This is a genomic window from Citrobacter sp. GW821-FHT02E08 (assembly GCF_059421685.1).
This window is the reverse complement of sequence record NZ_JBWKVL010000001.1, coordinates 363,105-386,243: the sequence shown is the minus strand read 5'-3', so window position 1 is coordinate 386,243 and position 23,139 is coordinate 363,105. Positions and strand designations below refer to the sequence as shown.

16 protein-coding genes are annotated in these 23,139 nt (G+C 53.1%); 12 read left to right on the top strand and 4 right to left on the bottom strand.

All coding sequences use genetic code 11. The annotated features are described in order from the left end of the window. Positions 1-4 precede the first annotated feature (4 nt). A complete protein-coding gene (arcC, locus tag AC07UY_RS01870) occupies positions 5-937 on the top strand; it encodes a carbamate kinase (RefSeq protein ID WP_494700641.1) in 933 nt (310 codons plus the stop codon). 104 nt (positions 938-1,041) lie between these two features. On the opposite strand, the gene yqeB is transcribed toward arcC, so the two are convergent. Continuing rightward, complete coding sequence (yqeB, locus tag AC07UY_RS01865; RefSeq protein WP_494700640.1) at positions 1,042-2,667, bottom strand: selenium-dependent molybdenum cofactor biosynthesis protein YqeB; 1,626 nt, start codon at positions 2,665-2,667, stop codon at positions 1,042-1,044. A 47-nt stretch (positions 2,668-2,714) separates the two neighbouring features. Further along, positions 2,715-3,485: a selenium cofactor biosynthesis protein YqeC gene (gene yqeC / locus AC07UY_RS01860; protein ID WP_494700639.1), complete on the bottom strand. Its 771-nt coding sequence runs from the start codon at positions 3,483-3,485 to the stop codon at positions 2,715-2,717. A 70-nt stretch (positions 3,486-3,555) separates the two neighbouring features. Here yqeC and mocA point away from each other — a divergent pair, with 70 nt between their 5' ends. The 8 genes from mocA to ghxQ all read left to right on the top strand — a co-directional run bounded on the left by mocA (position 3,556) and on the right by ghxQ (position 16,881). After that, a complete protein-coding gene (gene mocA, locus AC07UY_RS01855; RefSeq protein WP_494700638.1) occupies positions 3,556-4,125 on the top strand; it encodes a molybdenum cofactor cytidylyltransferase in 570 nt (189 codons plus the stop codon). 332 nt (positions 4,126-4,457) lie between these two features. Continuing rightward, positions 4,458-7,562, top strand: coding sequence for a putative selenate reductase subunit YgfK (gene ygfK / locus AC07UY_RS01850; protein WP_494700637.1), 3,105 nt, complete (start codon positions 4,458-4,460; stop codon positions 7,560-7,562). A gap of 2 nt (positions 7,563-7,564) precedes the next feature. Further along, positions 7,565-8,893, top strand: coding sequence for a putative aminohydrolase SsnA (gene ssnA, locus AC07UY_RS01845; RefSeq protein WP_494700636.1), 1,329 nt, complete (start codon positions 7,565-7,567; stop codon positions 8,891-8,893). Positions 8,894-8,938: 45 nt separating this feature from the next. Then, the gene (gene ygfM / locus AC07UY_RS01840; RefSeq protein WP_494700686.1) at positions 8,939-9,718 is read left to right on the top strand and encodes a molybdopterin-dependent oxidoreductase FAD-binding subunit; all 780 of its coding nucleotides are present in this window, start codon (positions 8,939-8,941) and stop codon (positions 9,716-9,718) included. Beyond that, the gene (locus AC07UY_RS01835) at positions 9,715-12,585 is read left to right on the top strand and encodes a molybdopterin-dependent oxidoreductase Mo/Fe-S-binding subunit (RefSeq protein ID WP_494700635.1); all 2,871 of its coding nucleotides are present in this window, start codon (positions 9,715-9,717) and stop codon (positions 12,583-12,585) included. The genes ygfM and AC07UY_RS01835 overlap by 4 nt, the downstream gene beginning before the upstream one ends. Positions 12,586-12,746: 161 nt before the next feature. Then, positions 12,747-14,147, top strand: a complete 1,401-nt coding sequence (locus tag AC07UY_RS01830) for a nucleobase:cation symporter-2 family protein (RefSeq protein ID WP_494700634.1) — start codon at positions 12,747-12,749, stop codon at positions 14,145-14,147. A gap of 17 nt (positions 14,148-14,164) precedes the next feature. Beyond that, positions 14,165-15,481 (top strand): guanine deaminase, encoded by a 1,317-nt coding sequence (gene guaD / locus AC07UY_RS01825; protein ID WP_494660728.1) that lies wholly within the window; start codon positions 14,165-14,167, stop codon positions 15,479-15,481. Positions 15,482-15,513: 32 nt separating this feature from the next. Continuing rightward, positions 15,514-16,881, top strand: a complete 1,368-nt coding sequence (ghxQ, locus tag AC07UY_RS01820) for a guanine/hypoxanthine transporter GhxQ (protein ID WP_494660727.1) — start codon at positions 15,514-15,516, stop codon at positions 16,879-16,881. A 51-nt stretch (positions 16,882-16,932) separates the two neighbouring features. Here ghxQ and ygfT read toward each other — a convergent pair whose 3' ends face one another. Further along, complete coding sequence (gene ygfT / locus AC07UY_RS01815) at positions 16,933-18,852, bottom strand: formate-dependent uric acid utilization protein YgfT (protein ID WP_494700633.1); 1,920 nt, start codon at positions 18,850-18,852, stop codon at positions 16,933-16,935. Between the two features lie 455 nt (positions 18,853-19,307). Here ygfT and AC07UY_RS01810 point away from each other — a divergent pair, with 455 nt between their 5' ends. From AC07UY_RS01810 to idi, 3 genes are all read left to right on the top strand, one after another. Beyond that, positions 19,308-20,756 (top strand): nucleobase:cation symporter-2 family protein, encoded by a 1,449-nt coding sequence (locus tag AC07UY_RS01810; protein WP_494660725.1) that lies wholly within the window; start codon positions 19,308-19,310, stop codon positions 20,754-20,756. Position 20,757: 1 nt separating this feature from the next. Continuing rightward, positions 20,758-20,883, top strand: a complete 126-nt coding sequence (locus AC07UY_RS01805) for a hypothetical protein (protein ID WP_238929190.1) — start codon at positions 20,758-20,760, stop codon at positions 20,881-20,883. Positions 20,884-21,023: 140 nt separating this feature from the next. Continuing rightward, positions 21,024-21,572 carry an isopentenyl-diphosphate Delta-isomerase gene (gene idi / locus AC07UY_RS01800; protein WP_494660724.1) on the top strand — a complete coding sequence of 183 codons (549 nt, stop codon included), beginning with the start codon at positions 21,024-21,026 and terminating at the stop codon, positions 21,570-21,572. A 49-nt stretch (positions 21,573-21,621) separates the two neighbouring features. On the opposite strand, the gene lysS is transcribed toward idi, so the two are convergent. Next, positions 21,622-23,139: a lysine--tRNA ligase gene (lysS, locus tag AC07UY_RS01795; RefSeq protein ID WP_203360069.1), complete on the bottom strand. Its 1,518-nt coding sequence runs from the start codon at positions 23,137-23,139 to the stop codon at positions 21,622-21,624.

Genomic DNA, 23,139 nt, shown 5'->3' with positions numbered 1-23,139 from the left:
AAAAATGAGTAAGAAAATTGTTCTCGCGCTGGGTGGGAATGCGCTGGGAGAAGATCTGGCGGGGCAGATGCAGGCGGTTAAAATTACCTCCCAGGCCATTGTGGATTTAATTGCGCAAGGTCATCAGGTGATTGTCACCCACGGCAACGGACCTCAGGTAGGAATGATCAACCAGGCTTTTGAAGCCGCAGCAAAAACTGAAGCGCATTCCCCCATGCTACCGATGTCCGTCTGCGTGGCGTTGAGCCAGGGCTATATCGGCTACGATCTGCAAAATGCGCTACGCGAAGAGTTGCTCTCTCGCGGTATGCACAATCCGGTTGCAACGCTGGTAACTCAGGTAGAAGTCGACGCCAACGATCCCGCCTTTCTCAACCCGACTAAACCGATCGGTTCGTTCTTCACTCAGCAGGAAGCAGAACAACTGGAGAAGCAAGGTTATACGCTGAAAGAAGATGCGGGGCGTGGTTACCGCCGCGTAGTCGCATCCCCTAAACCGGTAGACATTATCGAAAAAGAGACGGTCAAAGCATTGGTGGAAGCGGGTCATGTCGTCATTACGGTTGGCGGCGGCGGTATTCCGGTGATCCGTGAAGGTTTTCATCTACGTGGCGCCAGCGCTGTCATTGACAAGGACTGGGCCAGTGCCCGACTGGCAGAGATTATCGATGCGGATATGCTCATCATCCTGACCGCTGTCGAAAAAGTGGCTATCAACTTTGGTAAAGAAAATGAACAGTGGCTGGATCGCCTGTCACTAAACGATGCAGAGCGTTTTATCAACGAAGGCCATTTTGCCAAAGGATCAATGCTGCCAAAAGTCGAAGCAGCTGCCGCATTTGCCCGTTCACGTCCAGGACGCGAATCCTTGATTACGGTGTTGAGCAAAGCGAAAGAAGGGATTGAAGGGAAAACCGGCACGGTCATTTGCCAGTAACCCGTTCGCCAGGTAGCAACTCTAACACGTCTTATCGGGCCTACATTGCGAACATATGCTGTAGGTCCGATAAGATAAGCACAGAACCAGCCGGCGATTCGGCGTCAGGCAACTTCCAGTACGTCCTTAGTCGATTTCACGCCCTGATGCATCAGCATCATTAAGGCCTCCAGTACACCACCGCCAATCGCCCTTGCTTTATCAGATACGCTGGTAAAATCAGCCGTCTCGCCACGGGGGTCAATATCGCCAATTTTAAAACCGCCTACGACCGCCAGACCGTCATTTAACAATCCACGCACCATTCCCGACAGCGGCGCTTTAATTTCACTTTCGCCAACCCAGGCAATCACGTCGTCCTCTTCCACCAGGTCGCCTAATTTAACGTGGGTTCGCATGATGCCCGCAGCTGGCGCACGGATCACGCGCCGGGAAGTATGCCCCATAATATTTCCAGGAACGCCAGTGTTTTCCTGCGCGCAACCGGCGTAAATGACTTGTCCAAGCCAGTGCCCGCGATTTGTTTCAATCACCGCATCACAGTCTTCGCCCGCAGTAAATCCAGGCCCAAGGGCAATCGTCACTGGCGCCATATCGGAGCGTGTACCCAGGTTTTGTTTTGCCAGGATAGCATCCACCACGCAAACAGGTTTCAGCGTATCAATCAGCGTACAGGCAGGATCAATCAATACGGGAATAAAACCGCGATCCGACAGCATGATGGCGTCCTCTGAGGTGGTTGCCAGCCGCGCCGTCACGCCTTCTACCGTCATCTCCCCATCGAATACAGCCTGAGCAAATGCTACGCTACGGCGAATCACCGTCGGTTTTTCCACCTCCAGCATGATCACTTTGAATCCGGCATGGAACAAACGCAACGCCACACCACTGGCGATATCCCCCGCACCACGAATCACCACACGTTGATGTCCAGACGGATGCGCCGCCCGCATCATCAACCCACCAGGCGCATTGTTTTTTACCTGTAGGATCTCCGCCAGCACGCTTACAGCAATCTCCTGCGGCGTTTCAGCGCCAATGTTATAACCCACCGGAGCATGCAGGCGGGCAATGTGTTCTTCACTGACGCCTTTTTCCCGCAACTGGCGCATGAAAAGTTGGACCTTGCGGCGACTCGCCAACAAGCCGAGCCATGCAATGGGTCGTTCGATCAGCTTATCCAGCGCTTCCCGATCCTGATTGTTCGTCGCGATGAGTACAAAATTATCTTCCCGGATATCCAGTGCATCCACTGCGGCGGCAAAGGAGTCGGCATGCAACAAGTGGACAGAAGGAGGAAAGGAATCCGGGTTTAAACTGTCGCGATAGATATCCGCCACGGCAATATCAAACCCCAGCAGCGCTGCGCCCTGCGCGATTGCGCGATTCACATGCCCGGCGCCAATTAATACCAGACGAGGTCGCAGACCGTGCACACTAATAAACACTGACATCGCGCCCCCGCAATCCGATCCCACGGCATCAGCGCCGTTACGCGCCATCCGCCCATGAAACAGACGCGGCTTTCTTTCTTGCAACGCCTGTAGCGCTTCATCAATAACTTTTCGTTCTACCATCCCACCGCCAATGGTACCGATGATAGACCCATCCTGACGTACCAGCATTTGTGCGGAATGGCGGGGTGTTGAACCCCGGCTATCAACAATTTGCGCCAGCGCAAATGGACAATTTAGCGATTCAAGTCTTGCAGCCTCTGTGAAAATATTCATAAAAACCTCAATGGATATCCTTTCGGTAACCCGGTTTCCCGGGGTCGCTATCTCACAAATCTGCGTGTGATTGCAGGGCGTTCCTGAGCATCCCCCAACCAGACGGCATCAACATCTCCCTGTAATAGCGGTTGAATCAGTTCATTTTCATCAACGCTATTCTCACATTGAGAAAAACGGTTGATGAACCAGATCCGCCGACTGGTTGGCGGTGCGTTCTTAAATGCGCCCTGCGGATGTTGAACCAGCCGGATTAGATCCCTCAGTTGTAGGGGAACATCTGCCCTCAGGCCAGTGATCCCAGCAAACTGCGGCCATCGATGCACATTGTCTGCCCCTGTTTTTTTCCCCAGGGTATGCCCGCCCATAACGGCAATCACACTGCAACTGCATTCAGGTATGCAAGGTTCGTGCTCATCCGGCGCTTTCAGTGGGAATCCACGGGCGCCATCAGCTTCGACGAGAATCACGTCACATTCTGGCCGTTCAACCAACGCATCAATCACGGCGGGCTGAAAGCCACGTGCTTTCCCCAACGGCGCTTTCCACGCGTGGAAATAAACCTGTATGGGTTGCATAAGTTGTTGATGAGGTAATTTCGCGGGTTCGTGGCAGAAGATAACCGGCCAGGGTATCTGGGGCAGAAACATATGCGTAGTGGTAGTGATCAACACCCGTCGACCACAGGCGTGAAAAAGTTGAGCCAACCAGAAAAGGGTACTGGTTTTTCCCCCCGCACCGACAACCGAAATAATCGACGGGTGTTTCTGTACACCCAAATCAAAGAATAAAGATGTGGGGGTTATTATACTCTTCACTATCCTTCATGAGCCTCTGTGGTGACGACATTCTCTGGTCATGCCATAACAACCAAATAAAGGAATCACTATGCCAGATATCGACTGCATAATTACTGCCGCCGGATTATCATCAAGAATGGGAAAATGGAAAATGATGTTACCCTGGCAAGAGGGAACAATTCTTGATGCAAGTATCAAAAATGCGCTGCAATTTTGCAGCCGAATTATTTTAGTCACCGGCCATCGCGCCGATGAACTTCATCATCGTTATGCAAACCTGTCGAATATCACTATTACTCACAACCCAGAATATGCCCATGGATTATTTTCGTCAATACAAACGGCAGCTACCGCGGTGAGCAGCGAATACTGCTTTATCACCCACGGTGACATGCCCAACCTGAATGCGAATATCTTTAGTAAACTCTGGTCGTTACGTAACAATGGCGCACTCATTCCATACTATAAAGGCAGGCCAGGACACCCTGTTTTATTACCGAAAACGTGTCTGATACAGGCGATATCCCAACCCAATGTCAGTAGTATGCGCCAGGCATTACTGTTGGGCGAACATTATACGATTGAAATGACAGAGGCTGGCGTTACTTTAGATATCGATACCCCCGAGGATTTTATTAATGCACAGAAAAAGCAATAAAAAAACCAACCAACTGAGTTAAACGATTGCGTTCAAATAATTTCACCGCATTATTCTCTCTTATCATAATGATAAGAATTCGATAATTTTGAGAAAATAAAGCAAACCAATGAAGCACACATAGCCAATATCCACTAAGACTGATTTTAATTCTCATTTGGTATCTGTGAGATATTTCACAAAGCACAACTAAGATTAGAACCCCCTCACAAAATTTTATTTTTATGCCGTTGACTCGGCAGACTGGTGCGAATGTTGCTCTATATCCCCAAACCGCCGGATTTATCTCTACCGGTCAACCAATGATATCTGTATAAGCTAAGGAGAGGGTTATGGGGGATATTATGCGTCCCATTCCGTTTGAGGAGCTTTTGACGCGCATATTTGATGAATACCAGCAACAACGCTCTATCTTTGGTATTCCCGAACAACAGTTTTACTCGCCAGTAAAAGGGAAGTCGGTCAGCGTATTTGGTGAAACCTGTGCCACCCCCGTCGGCCCCGCCGCTGGCCCGCACACTCAGCTTGCCCAAAACATCATCACCTCCTGGCTAACCGGTGGTCGCTTCATTGAACTCAAAACAGTCCAGATTCTGGATCGTCTGGAACTGGAAAAACCCTGCATTGATGCTGAAGATGAGTGCTTCAACACCGAATGGTCCACCGAGTTCACACTGCTAAAAGCCTGGGATGAATACCTCAAAGCCTGGTTTGCCCTGCACTTGATGGAACAGTTACTGCAGCCTTCCGACTCCGATGCGGGTAAGTCATTTATCTTTAATATGAGCGTCGGCTACAACCTTGACGGAATTAAACAGCCGCCGATGCAACAGTTCATCGACAATATGATGGACGCATCGGCGCATCCTAAGTTTGCGCAATACCGCGACACGCTCCACCAGTGGCTGCATGACGACGCATTTTTGGCTCTTCACGACCTGACCCAGCAACGAGAAAATCTGCAGGCATTACCTGCCCGCATCCCTGCCAGCATGGTACAGGGGGTTACGCTTTCGACCATGCACGGTTGTCCGCCGCACGAAATCGAAGCCATCTGCCGCTACATGTTAGAAGAGAAAGGGCTGAATACCTTCGTGAAGCTCAACCCAACGCTACTGGGCTACGAGAGAGTGCGTGAAATTCTTGATAACTGCGGCTTCGGTTACATTGGACTGAAAGAGGAATCGTTCGAGCACGATCTTAAGCTGGCTCAGGCCCTGGAAATGCTGCAACGGCTGATGGTACTGGCAAAAGAAAAATCGCTCGGTTTCGGCGTAAAACTGACTAACACGCTGGGGACTATCAATAACAAAGGCGCCCTTCCCGGCGAAGAGATGTACATGTCTGGTCGGGCGCTGTTCCCACTCTCCATCAATGTGGCCGCCGTACTTTCCCGCGCCTTCGACGGCAAATTACCGATCTCCTATTCCGGCGGAGCAAGTCAACTGACGATCCGCGATATCTTTGATACCGGTATTCGCCCTATCACCATGGCAACCGACCTGCTGAAACCCGGTGGTTACCTGCGCCTGAGCGCATGCATGCGGGAACTGGAATCATCAGATGCGTGGGAGATGAAACATGTCGATGTCGCACGCCTGAACAAGCTGGCGGAAGACGCCATTACCATGGAGTACACGCAGAAACACTGGAAGCCGGAAGAGCGTATCGACGTTGCTGAAGGTTTACCGCTTACCGACTGCTATGTCGCGCCATGCATTACAGCCTGCGCCATCAAACAGGATATTCCGGAATACATTCGCCTGCTCGGCGAGCACCGCTATGCCGACGCGCTGGAACTCATCTACCAACGCAACGCCCTCCCTGCCATCACAGGCCATATCTGCGATCACCAGTGTCAGTACAACTGTACCCGACTGGACTATGACAGCGCGCTGAATATCCGCGAACTTAAAAAAGTCGCGCTGGAGAAGGGCTGGGAAGAGTACAAACAGCGCTGGCATAAACCGGCCGGTTCCGGTTCACGTCATCCTGTCGCGGTGATTGGCGCGGGCCCTGCGGGGCTTGCTGCAGGTTACTTCCTCGCCCGGGCAGGGCATTCAGTCACCTTGTTCGAACGTGAAGCAAATGCGGGCGGCGTGGTGAAAAATATCATTCCTCAGTTCCGTATTCCGGCGGAGTTAATTCAGCACGATATCGACTTTGTCGCCGCTCACGGCGTGAAGTTTGAGTATGGCTGCGCGCCGGATCTGACCGTTGAACAGTTAAAAAATCAGGGCTACCAGTATGTCCTGATCGCGACTGGTACGGATAAAAACAGCGGCGTGAAGCTAGAGGGGGATAATCCGCACATCTGGAAATCACTCCCCTTCCTGCGCGAATACAACCAGGGAGCAGACCTGACGCTGGGCAAACATGTGGTGATCGTCGGCGCAGGTAACACCGCGATGGATTGCGCACGTGCCGCGCTACGCGTACCCGGCGTGGAAAAAGCCACCGTCGTTTATCGCCGTTCATTGCAGGAAATGCCCGCATGGCGCGAAGAGTACGAAGAAGCGCTGCATGATGGCGTTGAATTCCGCTTCCTGAACAATCCGGAACGTTTTGATGCCGACGGCACGCTAACGCTGCGTGTGATGTCACTTGGCGAACCCGATGAGAAAGGTCGACGCCGTCCCGTTGAAACCGGCGAAACCCTGACCCTTCATGCTGATAGCCTGATCACTGCCATTGGCGAACAGCAGGATACTGAGGCGCTGAATGCAATGGGTGTACCGCTGGATAAAAATGGCTGGCCGGAGGTCAACAATAGCGGTGAAACACGTCTTACCAACGTCTTTATGATTGGCGACGTCCAGCGCGGTCCCTCTTCCATCGTTGCGGCTATCGGCTCTGCACGTCGGGCTGCGGATACTATCCTCTATCGGGAAAATATTCGTTCCCACCACGGAGATAAGCGCTGGAGCAACGTCAGCCCCGCAGAGATCTACCAACGCAAAGGCGCGATATCCGTGGCGATGGTCGACAAAGACGATCGCGACGCGTTTGTTGCACAGGAAGCGGCACGCTGCCTTGAATGTAACTATGTCTGCAGCAAGTGCGTTGACGTCTGCCCGAACCGCGCCAACGTTTCGATTCCGGTTCCCGGCTTCCAGAACCGCTTCCAGACACTGCACCTGGACGCGTATTGCAACGAATGCGGCAACTGCGCTCAATTCTGCCCGTGGCAAGGGAAACCGTACCAGGACAAGGTCACTGTCTTCAGTCTGCCACAGGATTTCAACAACAGCAGCAACCCGGGATTCCTGGTGGTAGATGACCAGGTGCGGGTACGGCTCAATAGTCAAAACTGGGTATTAAACATTAATAGCGAAGGTCAGTTCGCCAGCATACCGCCAGAGCTGGATGAAATGTGTCGCATCATCAGCTATGTCCACCAGCATCATCATTACCTGCTGGGTCGCGTGGAGGCGTAATCATGTTGATTCTGAAAAATGTCACCGCCGTACAGCTCCACCCGGCAAAAGTGCAGGAAGGCGTTGATATTGCAATCGAAAAAGACGTTATCGTCGATGTCGGCGATGCACTGACGCAGCGCTACCCTGCAGCGCAGTGGAAAGAGATGCATGGTCGGATTGTGATGCCGGGACTGGTCTGCGCGCATAACCATTTTTACTCCGGTTTATCACGCGGGATCATGGCGAACATCGCCCCCAGCCCGGACTTTATCTCGACGCTGAAAAACCTCTGGTGGCGACTGGATCGTGCGCTGGATGAGGAGTCGCTCTACTACAGCGGGTTGATTTGCTCAATGGAGGCCATTAAGAGCGGATGCTCAGCGGTCATCGATCACCATGCGTCCCCGGCATACATCGGCGGGTCGCTCTCCACGCTGCGCAGCGCATTTTTAAACGTTGGCCTGCGCGCCATGACCTGCTTTGAAACCACTGACCGTAACAATGGAATCAAAGAGTTACAGGAAGGCGTCGAAGAGAATATTCGTTTCGCTCGCCAGATAGACGACGCGCGTAAAACCGGAACCGAGCCGTATCTGGTGGAAGCGCATATTGGCGCTCACGCACCCTTTACGGTACCGGACGCCGGACTGGAGATGCTACGCGAGGCGGTCAAAGCGACGAAGCGTGGGTTACATATCCATGCCGCAGAAGACCTTTACGACGTTTCCCACAGCCACCACCTGTACGGCAAAGATTTGCTGGTCAGGCTGGCCGAATACGACCTTATCGACAGTAAAACGCTGGTGGCGCACGGCCTGTATCTGTCTGCAGAGGATATCGCCCTGCTGAATCAGCAGGATGCCTTCCTGGTGCATAACGCCCGTTCCAACATGAATAACCATGTCGGCTACAACCATCACCTTACCCACATCCGCAATCTGGCGCTGGGAACTGACGGTATCGGCTCCGACATGCTTGAAGAGATGAAATTTGCCTTCTTCAAGCATCGCGACGCGGGCGGACCGCTCTGGCCAGACAGTTTTGCTAAAGCGCTGGCTAACGGTAACGAACTGTTGAGTCGTAACTTCGGGGCGAACTTTGGTCGACTGGAAGCAGGCTACAAAGCTGACTTAACCCTCTTCGATTATTCAGCGCCCACCCCGCTGGTGGCGGAGAACGTCGCCGGGCATATCGCTTTCGGTCTCGGTTCAGGCAGCGTGCATAGCGTCATGGTAAATGGCGTGATGGTCTATGAGGACCGCCAGTTCACTTTCGATTGCGATTCAATTTATGCGCAGGCCAGAAAAGTCGCCGCCAGTATGTGGCGCCGGATGGATGCACTGGCATAGCCCACGCCCTCTCCTTCTGAGGAGAGGGATTGATGAGGAAAGATGATGATTGATCAATTTTTCAGGCCCGACTCCGTAGAACAGGCGCTGGAACTTAAGCGCCGCTATCAGGATGATGCCATCTGGTTTGCTGGGGGCAGCAAACTCAACGCCACGCCAACTCGTACCGAGAAACATATTGCCATTTCCTTGCAAGATCTGGAGCTGGATTGGGTGGACTGGGACAACGGCGCATTGCGCATCGGGGCGATGACTCGCCTGCAACCCTTACGTGATGCCCGCTATCTCCCGGCAGCGCTACGGGAGGCGTTAGGTTTTATCTACTCCCGCCATTTACGCAACCAGTCAACAATCGGCGGTGAGATCGCCGCCCTGCAGGAAGAATCCGTTTTACTCCCCGTGCTGCTGGCTCTGGATACGCAGTTGGTTTTTGGTAACGGCGAAAACCTGTCACTGGAGAGCTATCTGGCCGATCCGCGCGATCGCCTGTTGACTGAAATTATCATTAAAGATCCTTACCTCCCCTGTGCTACCCGCAAAATCAGCCGCTCACAGGCAGGATTAACCGTCGTGACCGCCGCCGTTGCGCTGACAGAGCACGACGGCATGCGCATCGCGTTGGATGGCGTGGCGGACAAAGCGCTGCGGTTACGCGATGTGGAAACGCAGAAACTGGAAGGCAGCGCGCTGGAACACGCGGTGGCTAACGCAATATTCCCGCAGGAAGATGTACGAGGCAGCGTAGCGTATAAACGCTATATCACAGGAGTCCTGGTGGCCGATCTGTTTGCCGACTGCCAACAGGCCGGGGAGGAAGCCGTATGATGATTCACTTTACGTTAAACGGCGCGGCGCAGGAGATGAAAGTGAATCCTGGCGAAAACGCGCAAGCACTGCTGTTCAACCTGGGCATGCACTCAGTACGCAACAGTGACGACGGCTTCGGCTTCGCCGGTTCCGACGCGATTCTTTATAACGGTCGCATCGTCAACGCCTCCCTGCTGATAGCGGCTCAGTTAGACCAGGCAGAGATCCGCACTACAGAATCCCTGGGTAAATGGAATGAACTGAGCCTGGTGCAACAGGCAATGGTGGATACCGGCGTAGTGCAATCCGGGTACAACGATCCGGCAGCCGCCCTGATTATCAGCGATCTGCTCGATCGTATCGCCATCCCCACCCGTGAAGAGATCGACGATGCGCTCTCCGGTTTATTCAGCCGCGATGCGGGCTGGCAACAATACTATCAGGTGATAGAACTGGCGGTGGCGCGTAAAAACGACCCGCAGGCCAGTATCAATATTGCGCCCACCTTCCGTGATGACCTCGCCGTGGTTGGCAAGCTCTTTCCAAAAACAGATGCCGCTAAAATGGTGCAGGCCAAGCCCTGTTATGTGGAAGACCGCATTACACCAGATGCCTGCGTCATCAAAATGTTACGAAGCCCGCACGCACACGCGCTCATTACGCATCTGGACGTCAGTAAAGCAGAAGCGCTGCCCGGCGTGGTTCACGTCATCACCCATCTTAACTGCCCGGACATCTATTACACACCGGGCGGCCAGAGCGCGCCGGAACCCTCTCCTCTCGACCGCCGTATGTTTGGTAAGAAACTGCGTCACGTCGGCGATCGTGTTGCCGCAGTGGTCGCGGAAAGCGAAGAGATTGCGCTGGCGGCATTGAAGCTCATCCACGTCGAATATGAAGTGCTCAAGCCGGTCATGTCGATTGATGAAGCCATGGCGGAAGACGCGCCGGTGGTTCACGATGAACCGGTCGTGTATGTCGCCGGTGCGCCAGACACGCTGGAAGAAGATAACCGCCACGCGGCGCAGCGCGGCGAGCACATGATCATTAACTTCCCGATTGGCTCACGTCCCCGAAAAAATATTGCGGCCAGCATTCACGGTCATATCGGCGATATGGAAAAGGGTTTTGCTGATGCTGATGTCATTATCGAACGCACCTATTCCTCCACTCAGGCGCAACAGTGCCCGGCAGAAACTCATATCTGCTTTACACGTATGGACGGCGACCGCCTGGTGATCCACGCTTCAACCCAGGTTCCGTGGCACCTTCGCCGTCAGGTTGCGCGTCTTGTCGGCTTGAAGCAGCACAAGGTGCATGTCATTAAGGAACGCGTGGGCGGCGGCTTTGGCTCCAAGCAGGACATCCTGCTGGAAGAGGTCTGCGCCTGGGCCACCTGCGTGACCGGACGCCCGGTTTATTTCCGCTATACCCGTGAAGAGGAGTTTATTGCCAATACTTCCCGCCATGTCGCGAAAGTGACGGTGAAACTGGGGGCGAAGAAAGACGGTCGTCTGACAGCGGTAAAAATGGATTTCCGCGCCAATACAGGGCCTTATGGCAACCATTCGCTCACCGTACCGTGTAACGGTCCTGCGCTTTCGCTGCCGCTGTACCCCTGTGACAACGTCGATTTCCAGGTCACCACCTACTACAGCAACATTTGCCCTACCGGTGCTTATCAGGGTTACGGCGCGCCAAAAGGCACGTTTGCCATGACCATGGCGCTGGCGGAGCTGGCTGAACAGTTGCAAATAGACCAACTGGAGATTATTGAACGCAATCGGGTTCACGAAGGGCAGGAACTGAAAATACTCGGTGCGATCGGTGAAGGTAAAGCCCCGACCTCTGTCCCTTCCGCCGCCAGCTGTGCACTGGAGGAGATCCTGCGCCAGGGGCGTGAAATGATTAACTGGTCTTCCCCCAAACCACAGGACGGTGACTGGCACACAGGTCGTGGGGTCGCCATCATTATGCAGAAATCGGGGATTCCGGATATCGATCAGGCCAACTGCATGATCAAACTGGAATCGGATGGCACCTTTATCGTTCACTCCGGTGGCGCTGATATTGGGACCGGACTCGATACCGTGGTGACGAAACTGACAGCGGAAGTGCTGCGCTGCGCGCCGCAAGAGGTTCACGTCATCTCAGGCGACACCGACCATGCGCTCTTCGACAAAGGTGCCTACGCCTCGTCCGGTACCTGCTTCTCGGGTAATGCGGCGCGTAAAGCGGCGGAGAATCTGCGGGAAAAAATCCTCTTCCACGGCGCGCAAATGCTGGGAGAGCCACTGGCCGACGTTCAGCTGGCCGCGCCTGGCGTCGTACGCGGTAAACAAGGAGAGGTCAGCTACGGTGAAATCGCCCATAAAGCGGAGACAGGCACCGGCTTTGGTACCCTGGTTGCCACCGCCAGCTATATCACCCCCGATTTCGCCTTCCCGTATGGCGCAAACTTTGCCGAAGTCGCAGTCAATACGCGTACTGGTGAAATCCGCCTGGATAAATTCTACGCACTGCTGGATTGCGGCACACCGGTAAACCCAGAGTTAGCACTGGGGCAGATTTACGGGGCGTCGATGCGTGCTATCGGCCATAGCCTGACCGAAGAAATTATCTATGACACGCAAGGCCATCCGCTGACCCGCGATCTGCGCAGCTACGGCGCACCCAAAATAGGTGATATTCCGCGTGATTTTCGTGCCGTCCTGGTGCCGAGTGACGATAAAGTCGGCCCCTTTGGCGCCAAATCCATCTCTGAAATCGGTGTTAACGGTGCAGCACCCGCTATCGCTACCGCGATTCATGATGCCTGTGGCGTCTGGTTGCGGGAATGGCATTTCACACCGGAGAAAATACTGACCGCACTGGAAAAAATGTAACAACGTGGGCCGCTTCGGCGGCCCGTTTCCATGATTCAATAACGATTAAATGCCGTCTGCGGAAATGAGATAAGCCGTTCTCAGGGCGTCCTACGCCTTAAATTCGCAGAATTTAATCCTGCTGATTCAGATGATCAAATTTGCTTATAAGGAGTGAAGGGATGTCTGATTTAACTCGTGCAGGCTCAGACCTTATTTACGAACTGGAGGATCGCCCTCCCTTTCACCAGGCCATTATTGCCGCTATTACCCATCTGTTGGCCATCTTCGTGCCGATGGTCACGCCAGCATTAATCGTTGGCACCGCGCTACAGCTCTCTGCAGAAACGACCGCCTATCTGGTCTCAATGGCGATGATCGCCTCCGGCATCGGCACATGGCTACAGGTAAACCGTTACGGTATTGTCGGGTCCGGCTTACTCTCCATTCAATCCGTTAATTTTTCGTTTGTGACTGTCATGATTGCGCTTGGCAGCAGTATGAAAAGCGACGGTTTTCATGAAGAGTTGATCATGTCGTCTCTGCTCGGCGTTTCTTTCGTCGGCGCCTTTCTGGTGGTGGGTTCCTCTTTTATCCTGCCTTATTTGCGCAGAGTGATTACCCCAACCGTCAGCGGGATTGTGGTGCTGATGATTGGCCTGAGCCTGATTAAGGTTGGCATTATCGATTTTGGCGGCGGTTTCGCGGCAAAAAGCAGCGGCACCTACGGGAATTACGAAAATATTGGCGTCGGTTTGCTGGTACTGGTCGTGGTCATCGGATTCAACTGCTGTCGCAGCCCGCTACTGCGCATGGGCGGTATCGCGATCGGGCTGTGCGTTGGATATATCGTCTCCTTATGTCTTGGCATGGTGGATTTCAGCAGTATGCAAAACCTGCCGCTGGTCACCATACCTCTCCCCTTCAAATATGGTTTTCAGTTCAATTTTCATCACTTCCTGGTCGTCGGCACCATCTACTTACTGAGCGTGCTGGAAGCGGTGGGCGATATCACCGCGACGGCGATGGTGTCCAGACGCCCTATTCAGGGAGATGAGTATCAGTCGCGCCTGAAGGGAGGCGTGTTGGCAGACGGTCTGGTATCGGTCATCGCCTCGGCGGTAGGTTCTCTACCGTTAACGACCTTTGCACAGAACAACGGGGTGATTCAGATGACTGGCGTCGCCTCACGCTATATCGGACGCTCGATCGCCGTGATGCTGGTGATCCTCGGGCTATTTCCGATGATCGGCGGGTTCTTTACCACCATTCCTTCGGCGGTACTTGGCGGCGCAATGACGTTGATGTTCTCGATGATAGCCATCGCCGGGATCCGCATCATTATCACCAACGGGCTTAAACGTCGCGAAACGCTCATTGTCGCCACCTCGCTAGGGCTTGGACTGGGTGTCTCCTATGACCCGGAAATTTTCAAAATATTGCCTGCCTCAATTTACGTGTTAGTGGAAAACCCCATCTGCGCTGGCGGGCTGACAGCCATTCTACTGAATATCATCCTCCCCGGCGGCTACCGACAAGAAGAAGTCTTATCGGGCATCGCTGCGGTGGAAGAGACGGATTAACTGTAAAGGAGTATACGATGTCAGGAGAACACACGTTAAAAGCAGTACGAGGCAGCTTTATTGATGTCGCCCGTACCGTTGAAGACCCCGAAGAGATCGCGTCGGAGCTGCGGTTTATTGAAGACGGACTGTTGCTGATTCGACAGGGGAAAGTCGAGTGGTTTGGCGAGTGGGAAAAGGGAAAACATTTAATTCCTGACTCCATCCGCATCCGCGACTATCGTGGAAAACTGGTCGTGCCGGGGTTTGTCGATACCCATATCCACTATCCACAGAGCGAAATGGTGGGCGCTTATGGCGAGCAATTGCTGGAGTGGCTGAATAAACACACTTTCCCCACAGAGCGTCGCTACGAGGATCTGGAATACGCCCGCGAGATGTCCTCTTTTTTCATCAAGCAGTTATTACGTAACGGCACCACCAGCGCTCTGGTCTTCGGTACGGTTCATCCACAATCGGTCGATGCGCTGTTTGAAGCCGCAAGTCATATCAATATGCGCATGATTGCCGGCAAAGTGATGATGGATCGCAACGCGCCGGATTATCTGCTGGATGATGCCGAAAGCAGCTACCTGCAAAGTAAGGCGCTGATTGAACGCTGGCACAAAAATGGTCGCCTGCTGTACGCCATCACGCCGCGCTTCGCACCGACCTCCTCGCCACAGCAGATGGCGATGGCTCAGCGCCTGCGGGAAGAGTATCCCGATACCTGGGTGCATACCCATTTATGTGAAAACAAAGACGAAATAGCCTGGGTGAACGCACTCTACCCCGACCATGACGGCTATCTGGATGTGTATCACCAGTATGGTTTAACCGGTAAAAATTGTGTTTTTGCCCACTGCATACATCTGGAGGAAAAAGAGTGGGATCGCCTGAGTGAAACCGGCTCCAGCATCGCCTTCTGCCCGACCTCCAACCTCTACCTCGGCAGCGGTTTATTTAATCTGCAAAAAGCCTGGCGTAAGAAAATTAAAGTCGGCATGGGCACTGACATTGGTGCAGGAACAACATTCAACATGCTGCAGACGCTTAACGAAGCCTACAAGGTCGTGCAATTGCAGGGATATCGACTCTCGGCCTATGAAGCGTTCTACCTTGCCACGCTGGGCGGGGCGAAAGCGCTGGGGCTCGACAACCTGATCGGCAATTTTATTCCAGGTAAAGAGGCGGACTTCGTGGTGCTGGAGCCTACGGCGACGCCTCTCCAACAGCTGCGCTATGACAACTCGGTATCTCTGGTCGACAAATTGTTCGTGATGATGACGTTGGGCGACGACCGCTCAATTTATCGCACCTACGTCGACGGTCGTCTGGTTTACGAACGGACCTGATTTAACACTTACTCTCTGCTGAGGACATTATTATGTCTGGAGATCTACTGCAAAACACCGACTCACCGAAATCTCGCGGCGCGTTGGATGCTTATTTCAAAATTTCAGCCCGGGGCAGCACGGTTCGCCAGGAGGTGCTGGCCGGATTAACCACTTTTCTTGCCATGGTGTATTCCGTCATCGTTGTCCCCGGAATGCTGGGTAAAGCGGGTTTCCCGCCTGCCGCAGTATTCGTCGCCACTTGTCTGGTCGCTGGATTCGGCTCATTGCTGATGGGGTTATGGGCAAACCTGCCTATGGCGATCGGCTGCGCGATCTCTCTGACCGCCTTTACTGCGTTTAGTCTGGTACTGGGACAACATATCAGTATTCCTGTCGCCCTTGGTGCCGTCTTCCTGATGGGCGTAATTTTTACCGCCATCTCCGTCACCGGCATACGCACCTGGATCCTGCGTAATTTGCCGATGGGGATCGCCCATGGTACGGGGATCGGTATTGGGTTGTTCCTGCTGCTCATCGCGGCTAACGGTGTTGGTATGGTCATTAAAAATCCGCTGGAAGGGTTGCCGGTGGCGCTCGGTGCATTCACCTCATTTCCGGTCATGATGAGTCTGCTGGGACTGGCGGTGATTTTCGGTCTGGAGAAATGTCGCGTCCCTGGCGGGATCCTGCTGGTCATTATCGCCATCTCCGTTATCGGCCTGATTTTTGATCCTGCAGTCAAATACCAAGGTCTGGTCGCGATGCCCAGTCTGAGCGATGCAGATGGAAAATCACTGATTTTCAGTCTTGATATCATGGGCGCATTACAGCCAGCAGTATTGCCCAGCGTGCTGGCGCTGGTCATGACGGCGGTGTTTGATGCCACCGGTACGATCCGCGCCGTCGCTGGCCAGGCGAATCTGTTAGACAAAGACAACCAGATAATCAATGGTGGCAAAGCGCTGACCAGCGACTCCATTAGCTCCGTGTTCTCCGGGTTGGTGGGCGCTGCGCCTGCCGCCGTGTATATCGAATCTGCGGCGGGCACCGCTGCCGGTGGCAAAACCGGGCTGACCGCCACTATCGTCGGCTGTCTGTTCCTGCTGATTCTGTTTTTATCACCACTCTCGTACCTGATCCCAGGTTACGCGACTGCCCCTGCGCTGATGTATGTGGGGTTATTGATGTTGAGTAACGTATCGAAGCTGGATTTCAACGACTTTATTGATGCCATGTCCGGACTTGTTTGCGCCGTCTTTATCGTCCTGACGTGCAACATCGTTACAGGGATTATGCTCGGTTTTGTCACCCTGGTCGTGGGTCGCGTTTTCGCACGCGAGTGGCATAAGCTGAATATCGGAACCGTCATCATCACCGTCGCACTGGTCGCATTTTACGCAGGTGGGTGGGCGATATAAATAAACAGGCTCCGCGCAAGTCTGCGCGGAGCCTGTCCCTGAAGATATCCGTCAGCCCCCCTGTCGTTCGAACATGGCCAGCATATCGCGTGCGGCCTGTCGCCCGGCGGCCATTGCTGTAACAACCAGATCCGCGCCATGAACCGCATCACCGCCAGCAAACACGTTTTCCAGATGCGTCTGGGTGGATAAACGCCCTGCTTCACCCGTTTTGATAAGACCATGTTTATCGAGCTGAACGCCGCTCCCCTGCAACCAGGGCATGGCATGCGGCTGAAAACCAAACGCCATAATGAGAACGTCGGCAGGCAGTTCGAACTCAGAGCCTGCCACAGGGCGTGGCCGACGACGGCCATCCGGGCCAGGTTCCCCCATCGCGGTACGAATCAACCCCACCGCGGCGACCCGTCCGTCATCATCACACGCGATATATTGCGGCTGAACATTAAACAAAAATTCGACGCCTTCCTCGCGGGCATTGACCACCTCTTTACGCGAGCCTGGCATGCTGACTTCATCCCGACGGTAGGCGCAGGTCACGCTGGCAGCGTTCAGCCGTATAGAGGTACGCAGGCAATCCATGGTGGTGTCGCCGCCTCCCAGCACCACAACCCGTTTCCCGTCGACAGGGGTAAGCGGATACTCCGCAACCTCGGGCAATCCCATAAGCTGTCGGGTATGCGCGGTCAGGAAGGGCAGCGCCTGGATCACGCCCGGGGCATCTTCCTGCGCCAAATTGGCCTGCATGAGTCCGTAAGCTCCCACCCCGATAAAAACGGCATCGTACTTTTCGGTGAGAAAATGGAAGGGAATGTCACGACCAATTTCGTAATTCAGGTGAAAATCGATCCCCATCGCACTAAAGATCTCCCGCCGCTGGCTCAGAACGCTTTTTTCCAGCTTAAAAGGTGGGATACCAAAGGTGAGCATGCCGCCAATTTCCGGATGGCGATCATAAACATCGACCTGCACGCCCGCACGCGTCAATACGTCTGCACAGCCGAGACCTGCGGGTCCTGCGCCAATCACCGCCACACGCTGCGGGCGAGAAGCGACGCGGCTAAGATCGGGACGCCAGCCCATTGCCAGTGCGGTGTCAGTAATGTATCGCTCAAGGTTGCCTATTGAGACTGCGCCAGAGAGATCCTTCAACGTGCAGGCGCCTTCGCAGAGACGATCCTGCGGGCAAACCCGACCACAGATCTCCGGCAGAGAACTGGTCTGGTGGCAGAGTTCCGCCGCCTCGATGATGCGTCCCTCACGCACAAGACGCACATAACCGGGAATCGCGTTATGCAGGGGGCAGTGCCAGTTACAATTCGCTTTTTCAGCACAATAGACACAGCGCCCGCTTTCATAAACGCTCTGCTGCTGATCCAGACCGTAATAAATTTCGCCAAAATGTGTTTTCCGCTCCGCAGCGGAACGTTTCTCCGCCCCCTTACGTGGCTCAGCGGAAAGTAACATTTCACGACGGGAAAGCCTGCTGCCTCCCGCTACATCACCTTCTGCACTCCTGCGCTGTCGAACCTTTTGCAATTGCAGCAATCCCTTGTCATCCATCAAGCGCAGCGCCTTTGTGGGGCATGCCTCAACGCAGGCTTGTCCACCCGAAACACGTTGATGGCAAAGGTCACATTTCTGCGCAACAGCATCGACCATCTCGATAACCCCAAAGGGGCAAGCGATTGCGCAGCTTTTACAACCGATGCAGCGCCGCTCGTCCAGTTGTACACTATCAGCGTGAAAGGTGAGCGCATCCACCGGGCAGGATGCAACACAGGGGGCGTTAATACAGTGATGACATGTAACAGTGCGGGTGATCTCTCCTTTCCCCACAAGATGGATTCGGGGTAAAAAGTCACACCGATTTTGTGGCCAGTTTTCCTGATGATGAGCCAAAACGCAGGCGATTTCGCAAGCATGGCAGCCTATACATTCCATCGCATCGGCAACAATAAATGTGTTCATTTGCGTCCTTTTCATCTGATTGGTTATTTTTTCAGATACCGCGATGCAATAAATGGGCATATCTTTGCAAGCAGGGAAAGTTATTTGATATTTTGCGACTTACATCAAACTAAAAAATGGCTGCCTGTGAAGCCTTCTTTAATTAACCTCATTGCTGATTCTTAAAAGTTCATAGAGATAGGTCTGGAAATATATGCTTACAGGGTAATAAAAAATGAATCACTCCATTCCATAATGATTAAATACTTATCAATATGAGAAAACAAAAGATCAAATCCAGGTCGTATCTCTTTACCAGATGTTCCCCAAATTAGTCATTGTGTGATTTCTTCCGCATTTCCACCCTATACCTTTCCGCACAGACTAAAACTGGCATCCCACGAGCATGTCCTTTTACTGTTTTAGCAAACGTAAACGGTTGCTTTTTACTCAGGCGAGTTAAAGGAGAAAAACGCATGAGCGCCATAGATTCTCAATTGCCCTCATCCTCGGGTCAAAACCGCCCTGGCGATGAGGTTGACCGCATACTATCTCCAGGAAAGCTTTTCATACTCGGTCTCCAGCATGTCCTTGTCATGTACGCTGGCGCGGTCGCGGTACCGTTGATGATTGGCGACAGACTCGGGCTCAGCAAAGCGGAAATTGCTCTGCTCATTAGCTCCGATCTTTTTTGTTGTGGTGTCGTAACGCTTCTGCAATGTATCGGCATCGGTCGCTTTATGGGAATTCGCCTGCCGGTGATTATGTCGGTTACGTTTGCCGCCGTTACACCAATGATTGCTATCGGTATGAATCCGGATATCGGTTTGCTGGGTATTTTTGGCGCGACAATTGCGGCGGGTTTTATCACAACGCTATTAGCACCACTTATCGGGCGTTTAATGCCATTATTCCCCCCCCTGGTCACCGGCGTGGTGATTACCTCTATTGGACTGAGTATTATTCAGGTCGGCATCGACTGGGCGGCGGGAGGGAAAGGAAATCCTGAATATGGCAACCCGATATATTTAGGCATTTCTTTTGCCGTATTAATTTTTATTTTACTCATTACACGTTATGCCAAAGGTTTTATGTCCAACGTTGCCGTTTTACTCGGCATTGTATTTGGCTTTGCGTTATCGTGGATGATGAATGAAGTTAATCTGTCAGGCCTGCACGATGCCTCATGGTTCGCTATAGTTACACCGCTGGCTTTTGGCACACCGGTTTTTGATCCCGTCTCAATTCTGACGATGACGGCAGTACTGATCATTGTTTTTATTGAATCGATGGGGATGTTCCTGGCACTCGGGGAGATTGTGGGTCGTAAACTCTCCTCACAAGACATTATTCGCGGGTTACGTGTGGACGGCGTAGGAACAATGATTGGCGGGCTTTTTAACAGCTTCCCTCATACCTCATTTTCGCAGAACGTCGGTCTGGTCAGCGTGACGCGCGTGCACAGCCGTTGGGTTTGCATTGCTTCCGGTATCATTTTAATTCTGTTTGGCATGGTGCCTAAAATGGCAGTACTGGTCGCCTCAATTCCGCAATTTGTCCTCGGCGGCGCGGGTCTGGTGATGTTTGGCATGGTGCTGGCAACCGGGATTCGCATTCTGTCACGCTGTAACTACACCACCAATCGTTACAACCTCTACATTGTGGCGATTAGCCTTGGCGTCGGCATGACTCCCACGCTGTCCCATAACTTTTTCTCCCAGCTACCCGCCGTCCTCCAGCCGCTACTCCACAGCGGCATAATGCTGGCAACGGTCAGCGCTGTCGTACTGAATGTCTTCTTTAACGGCTATCAGCATCACACCGAGCTGGCGCAAGAATCGATCTCCGACAAAAAATTAAAGGTCAGGACCGTCCGTATGTGGTTGCTGATGCGCAAACTGAAAAAAAACCAGCAGGATGAATAAAATGCATATTTTATTGCGCTGTATTCTGAGTGTTCTGCTGCTCATGCTGATCTCGATACCCGCCATTTCTGAAGGTATTGCTCTGGGCATTGAAAGTCGGTTCAATTTCATGCTGCTGTTTTTCTAAATCCTCTTTTTCTCCCGACACCCGCGTCAAATGACGCGGGTGCCGAATCCCTCACCATCACATACATTCTTGAGAAATCATTCTGTCGCGATATTTCATACCCTATAATGGTGTGTGCTTAACATTCACGGCGAGACATTATGCAACAGGAACACATTATTTTATTGGATGAGCAGGCCAGGCCTTCCGGTACGCTGGAAAAGTATGCGGGGCACACCCTCAATACCCCTTTACATCTCGCCTTCTCTTGCTGGTTGTTCAACACGCAAGGCCAGCTTCTGGTCACCCGCCGCTCGCTATCGAAAAAAGCGTGGCCTGGCGTCTGGACGAATTCGGTTTGCGGCCATCCACAGGAAGGAGAAAGCATTGAAGACGCCATTATTCGACGCTGCCGTTTTGAGTTGGGCGTAGAGATCTCCAGCCTGACCCCCGTCTATTCTGCCTTTCGTTACCGCGCTACCGATCCAAACGGGATCGTGGAGAACGAAGTTTGCCCGGTCTATGCGGCGCGAATGGTCAGCGAGCTCAGCGTGAATAACGATGAGGTGATGGAGTACCAGTGGAGCGCTCTGGAGAATGTTCTGGAGGGGATTGGCGCCACGCCGTGGGCGTTCAGTCCGTGGATGGTGATGCAGGCATCGAACGAAGCCGCGCGTGAAGCATTATTAAATTACAGCCGCCAAAAATAAAAAACCCCGACGCATTTGCCGGGGTTGGATTTATCTGACGCTGTGAGGCTTATTTAACCGGACGCATCGCCGGGAACAGGATCACGTCGCGGATAGTGTGGCTGTTGGTGAACAGCATAACCATACGGTCGATACCAATGCCCAGACCCGCCGTCGGCGGCAAACCGTGTTCCAGCGCCGTCACATAGTCTTCGTCGTAGAACATCGCTTCGTCATCGCCCGCATCCTTCGCGTTAACCTGATCCTGGAAACGCTGTGCCTGATCTTCGGCGTCATTCAGCTCGCTGAAACCGTTGCCGATTTCACGGCCACCGATGAAGAATTCGAAGCGGTCAGTAATTTCTGGGTTTTCATCGTTACGACGCGCCAGAGGAGAGACTTCTGCCGGATATTCAGTGATGAAGGTCGGCTGAATCAGGTGTGCTTCCGCCACTTCTTCAAAGATCTCGGTCACGATACGGCCCAGACCCCAGCTCTTCTCGATCTTAATACCGATGCTTTGGGCAATCGCTTTAGCAGAATCGAAACTGTCCAGATCCGCCATATTCGTCTCTGGACGATATTTCTGGATGGCTTCACGCATGGTCAGTTTTTCGAACGGTTTACCAAAGTCGAAGACTTCATCACCGTAAGGCACTTCAGTAGTACCCAGAACGTCCTGCGCCAGCGTACGGAACAGAGATTCAGTCAGTTCGATCAGGTCTTTGTAATCCGCATAAGCCATGTAGAGTTCCATCATGGTGAACTCTGGGTTATGACGAACGGAGATCCCTTCGTTACGGAAGTTACGGTTGATCTCGAATACACGTTCGAAACCACCTACCACCAGACGTTTCAGATACAGTTCCGGCGCGATACGCAGGTACATATCCAGATCCAGCGCATTATGATGGGTGATGAACGGGCGTGCAGCGGCACCACCTGGGATCACCTGCATCATCGGGGTTTCAACTTCCATAAAGCCACGACCCACCATGAACTGACGGATACCCGCCATGATCTGTGAACGCACTTTAAAGGTGTTGCGGGATTCATCGTTAGAGATGAGATCCAGATAACGCTGACGGTAGCGTGCTTCCTGATCCTGCAGACCGTGGAATTTATCCGGCAGTGGGCGCAGCGCTTTGGTCAACAGACGCAACTCGGTGCAATGGATCGACAGTTCACCCGTTTTGGTTTTGAACAGCTTACCTTTCGCGCCGAGGATGTCGCCGAGATCCCATTTTTTGAACTGCTCGTTGTAGATGCCTTCCGGCAGATCATCACGGGAAACGTACAGCTGAATACGGCCGCCGACGTCTTGCAGCGTAACAAACGACGCTTTACCCATGATGCGACGTGTCATCATACGACCCGCCACAGACACTTCGATGTTCAGCGCTTCCAGTTCTTCGTTTTCTTTCGCGTCGAAGTCAGCATGCAGTTGGTCTGAGGTGTGATCGCGGCGGAAATCATTCGGGAACGGGATACCCTGCTCGCGCAGGCCAGCCAGCTTCTCGCGGCGCGTTTTCAGTTCATTATTAAGATCGGCTACCGCGTCAGCGCCCTGTGCGTGTTGTTCAGACAT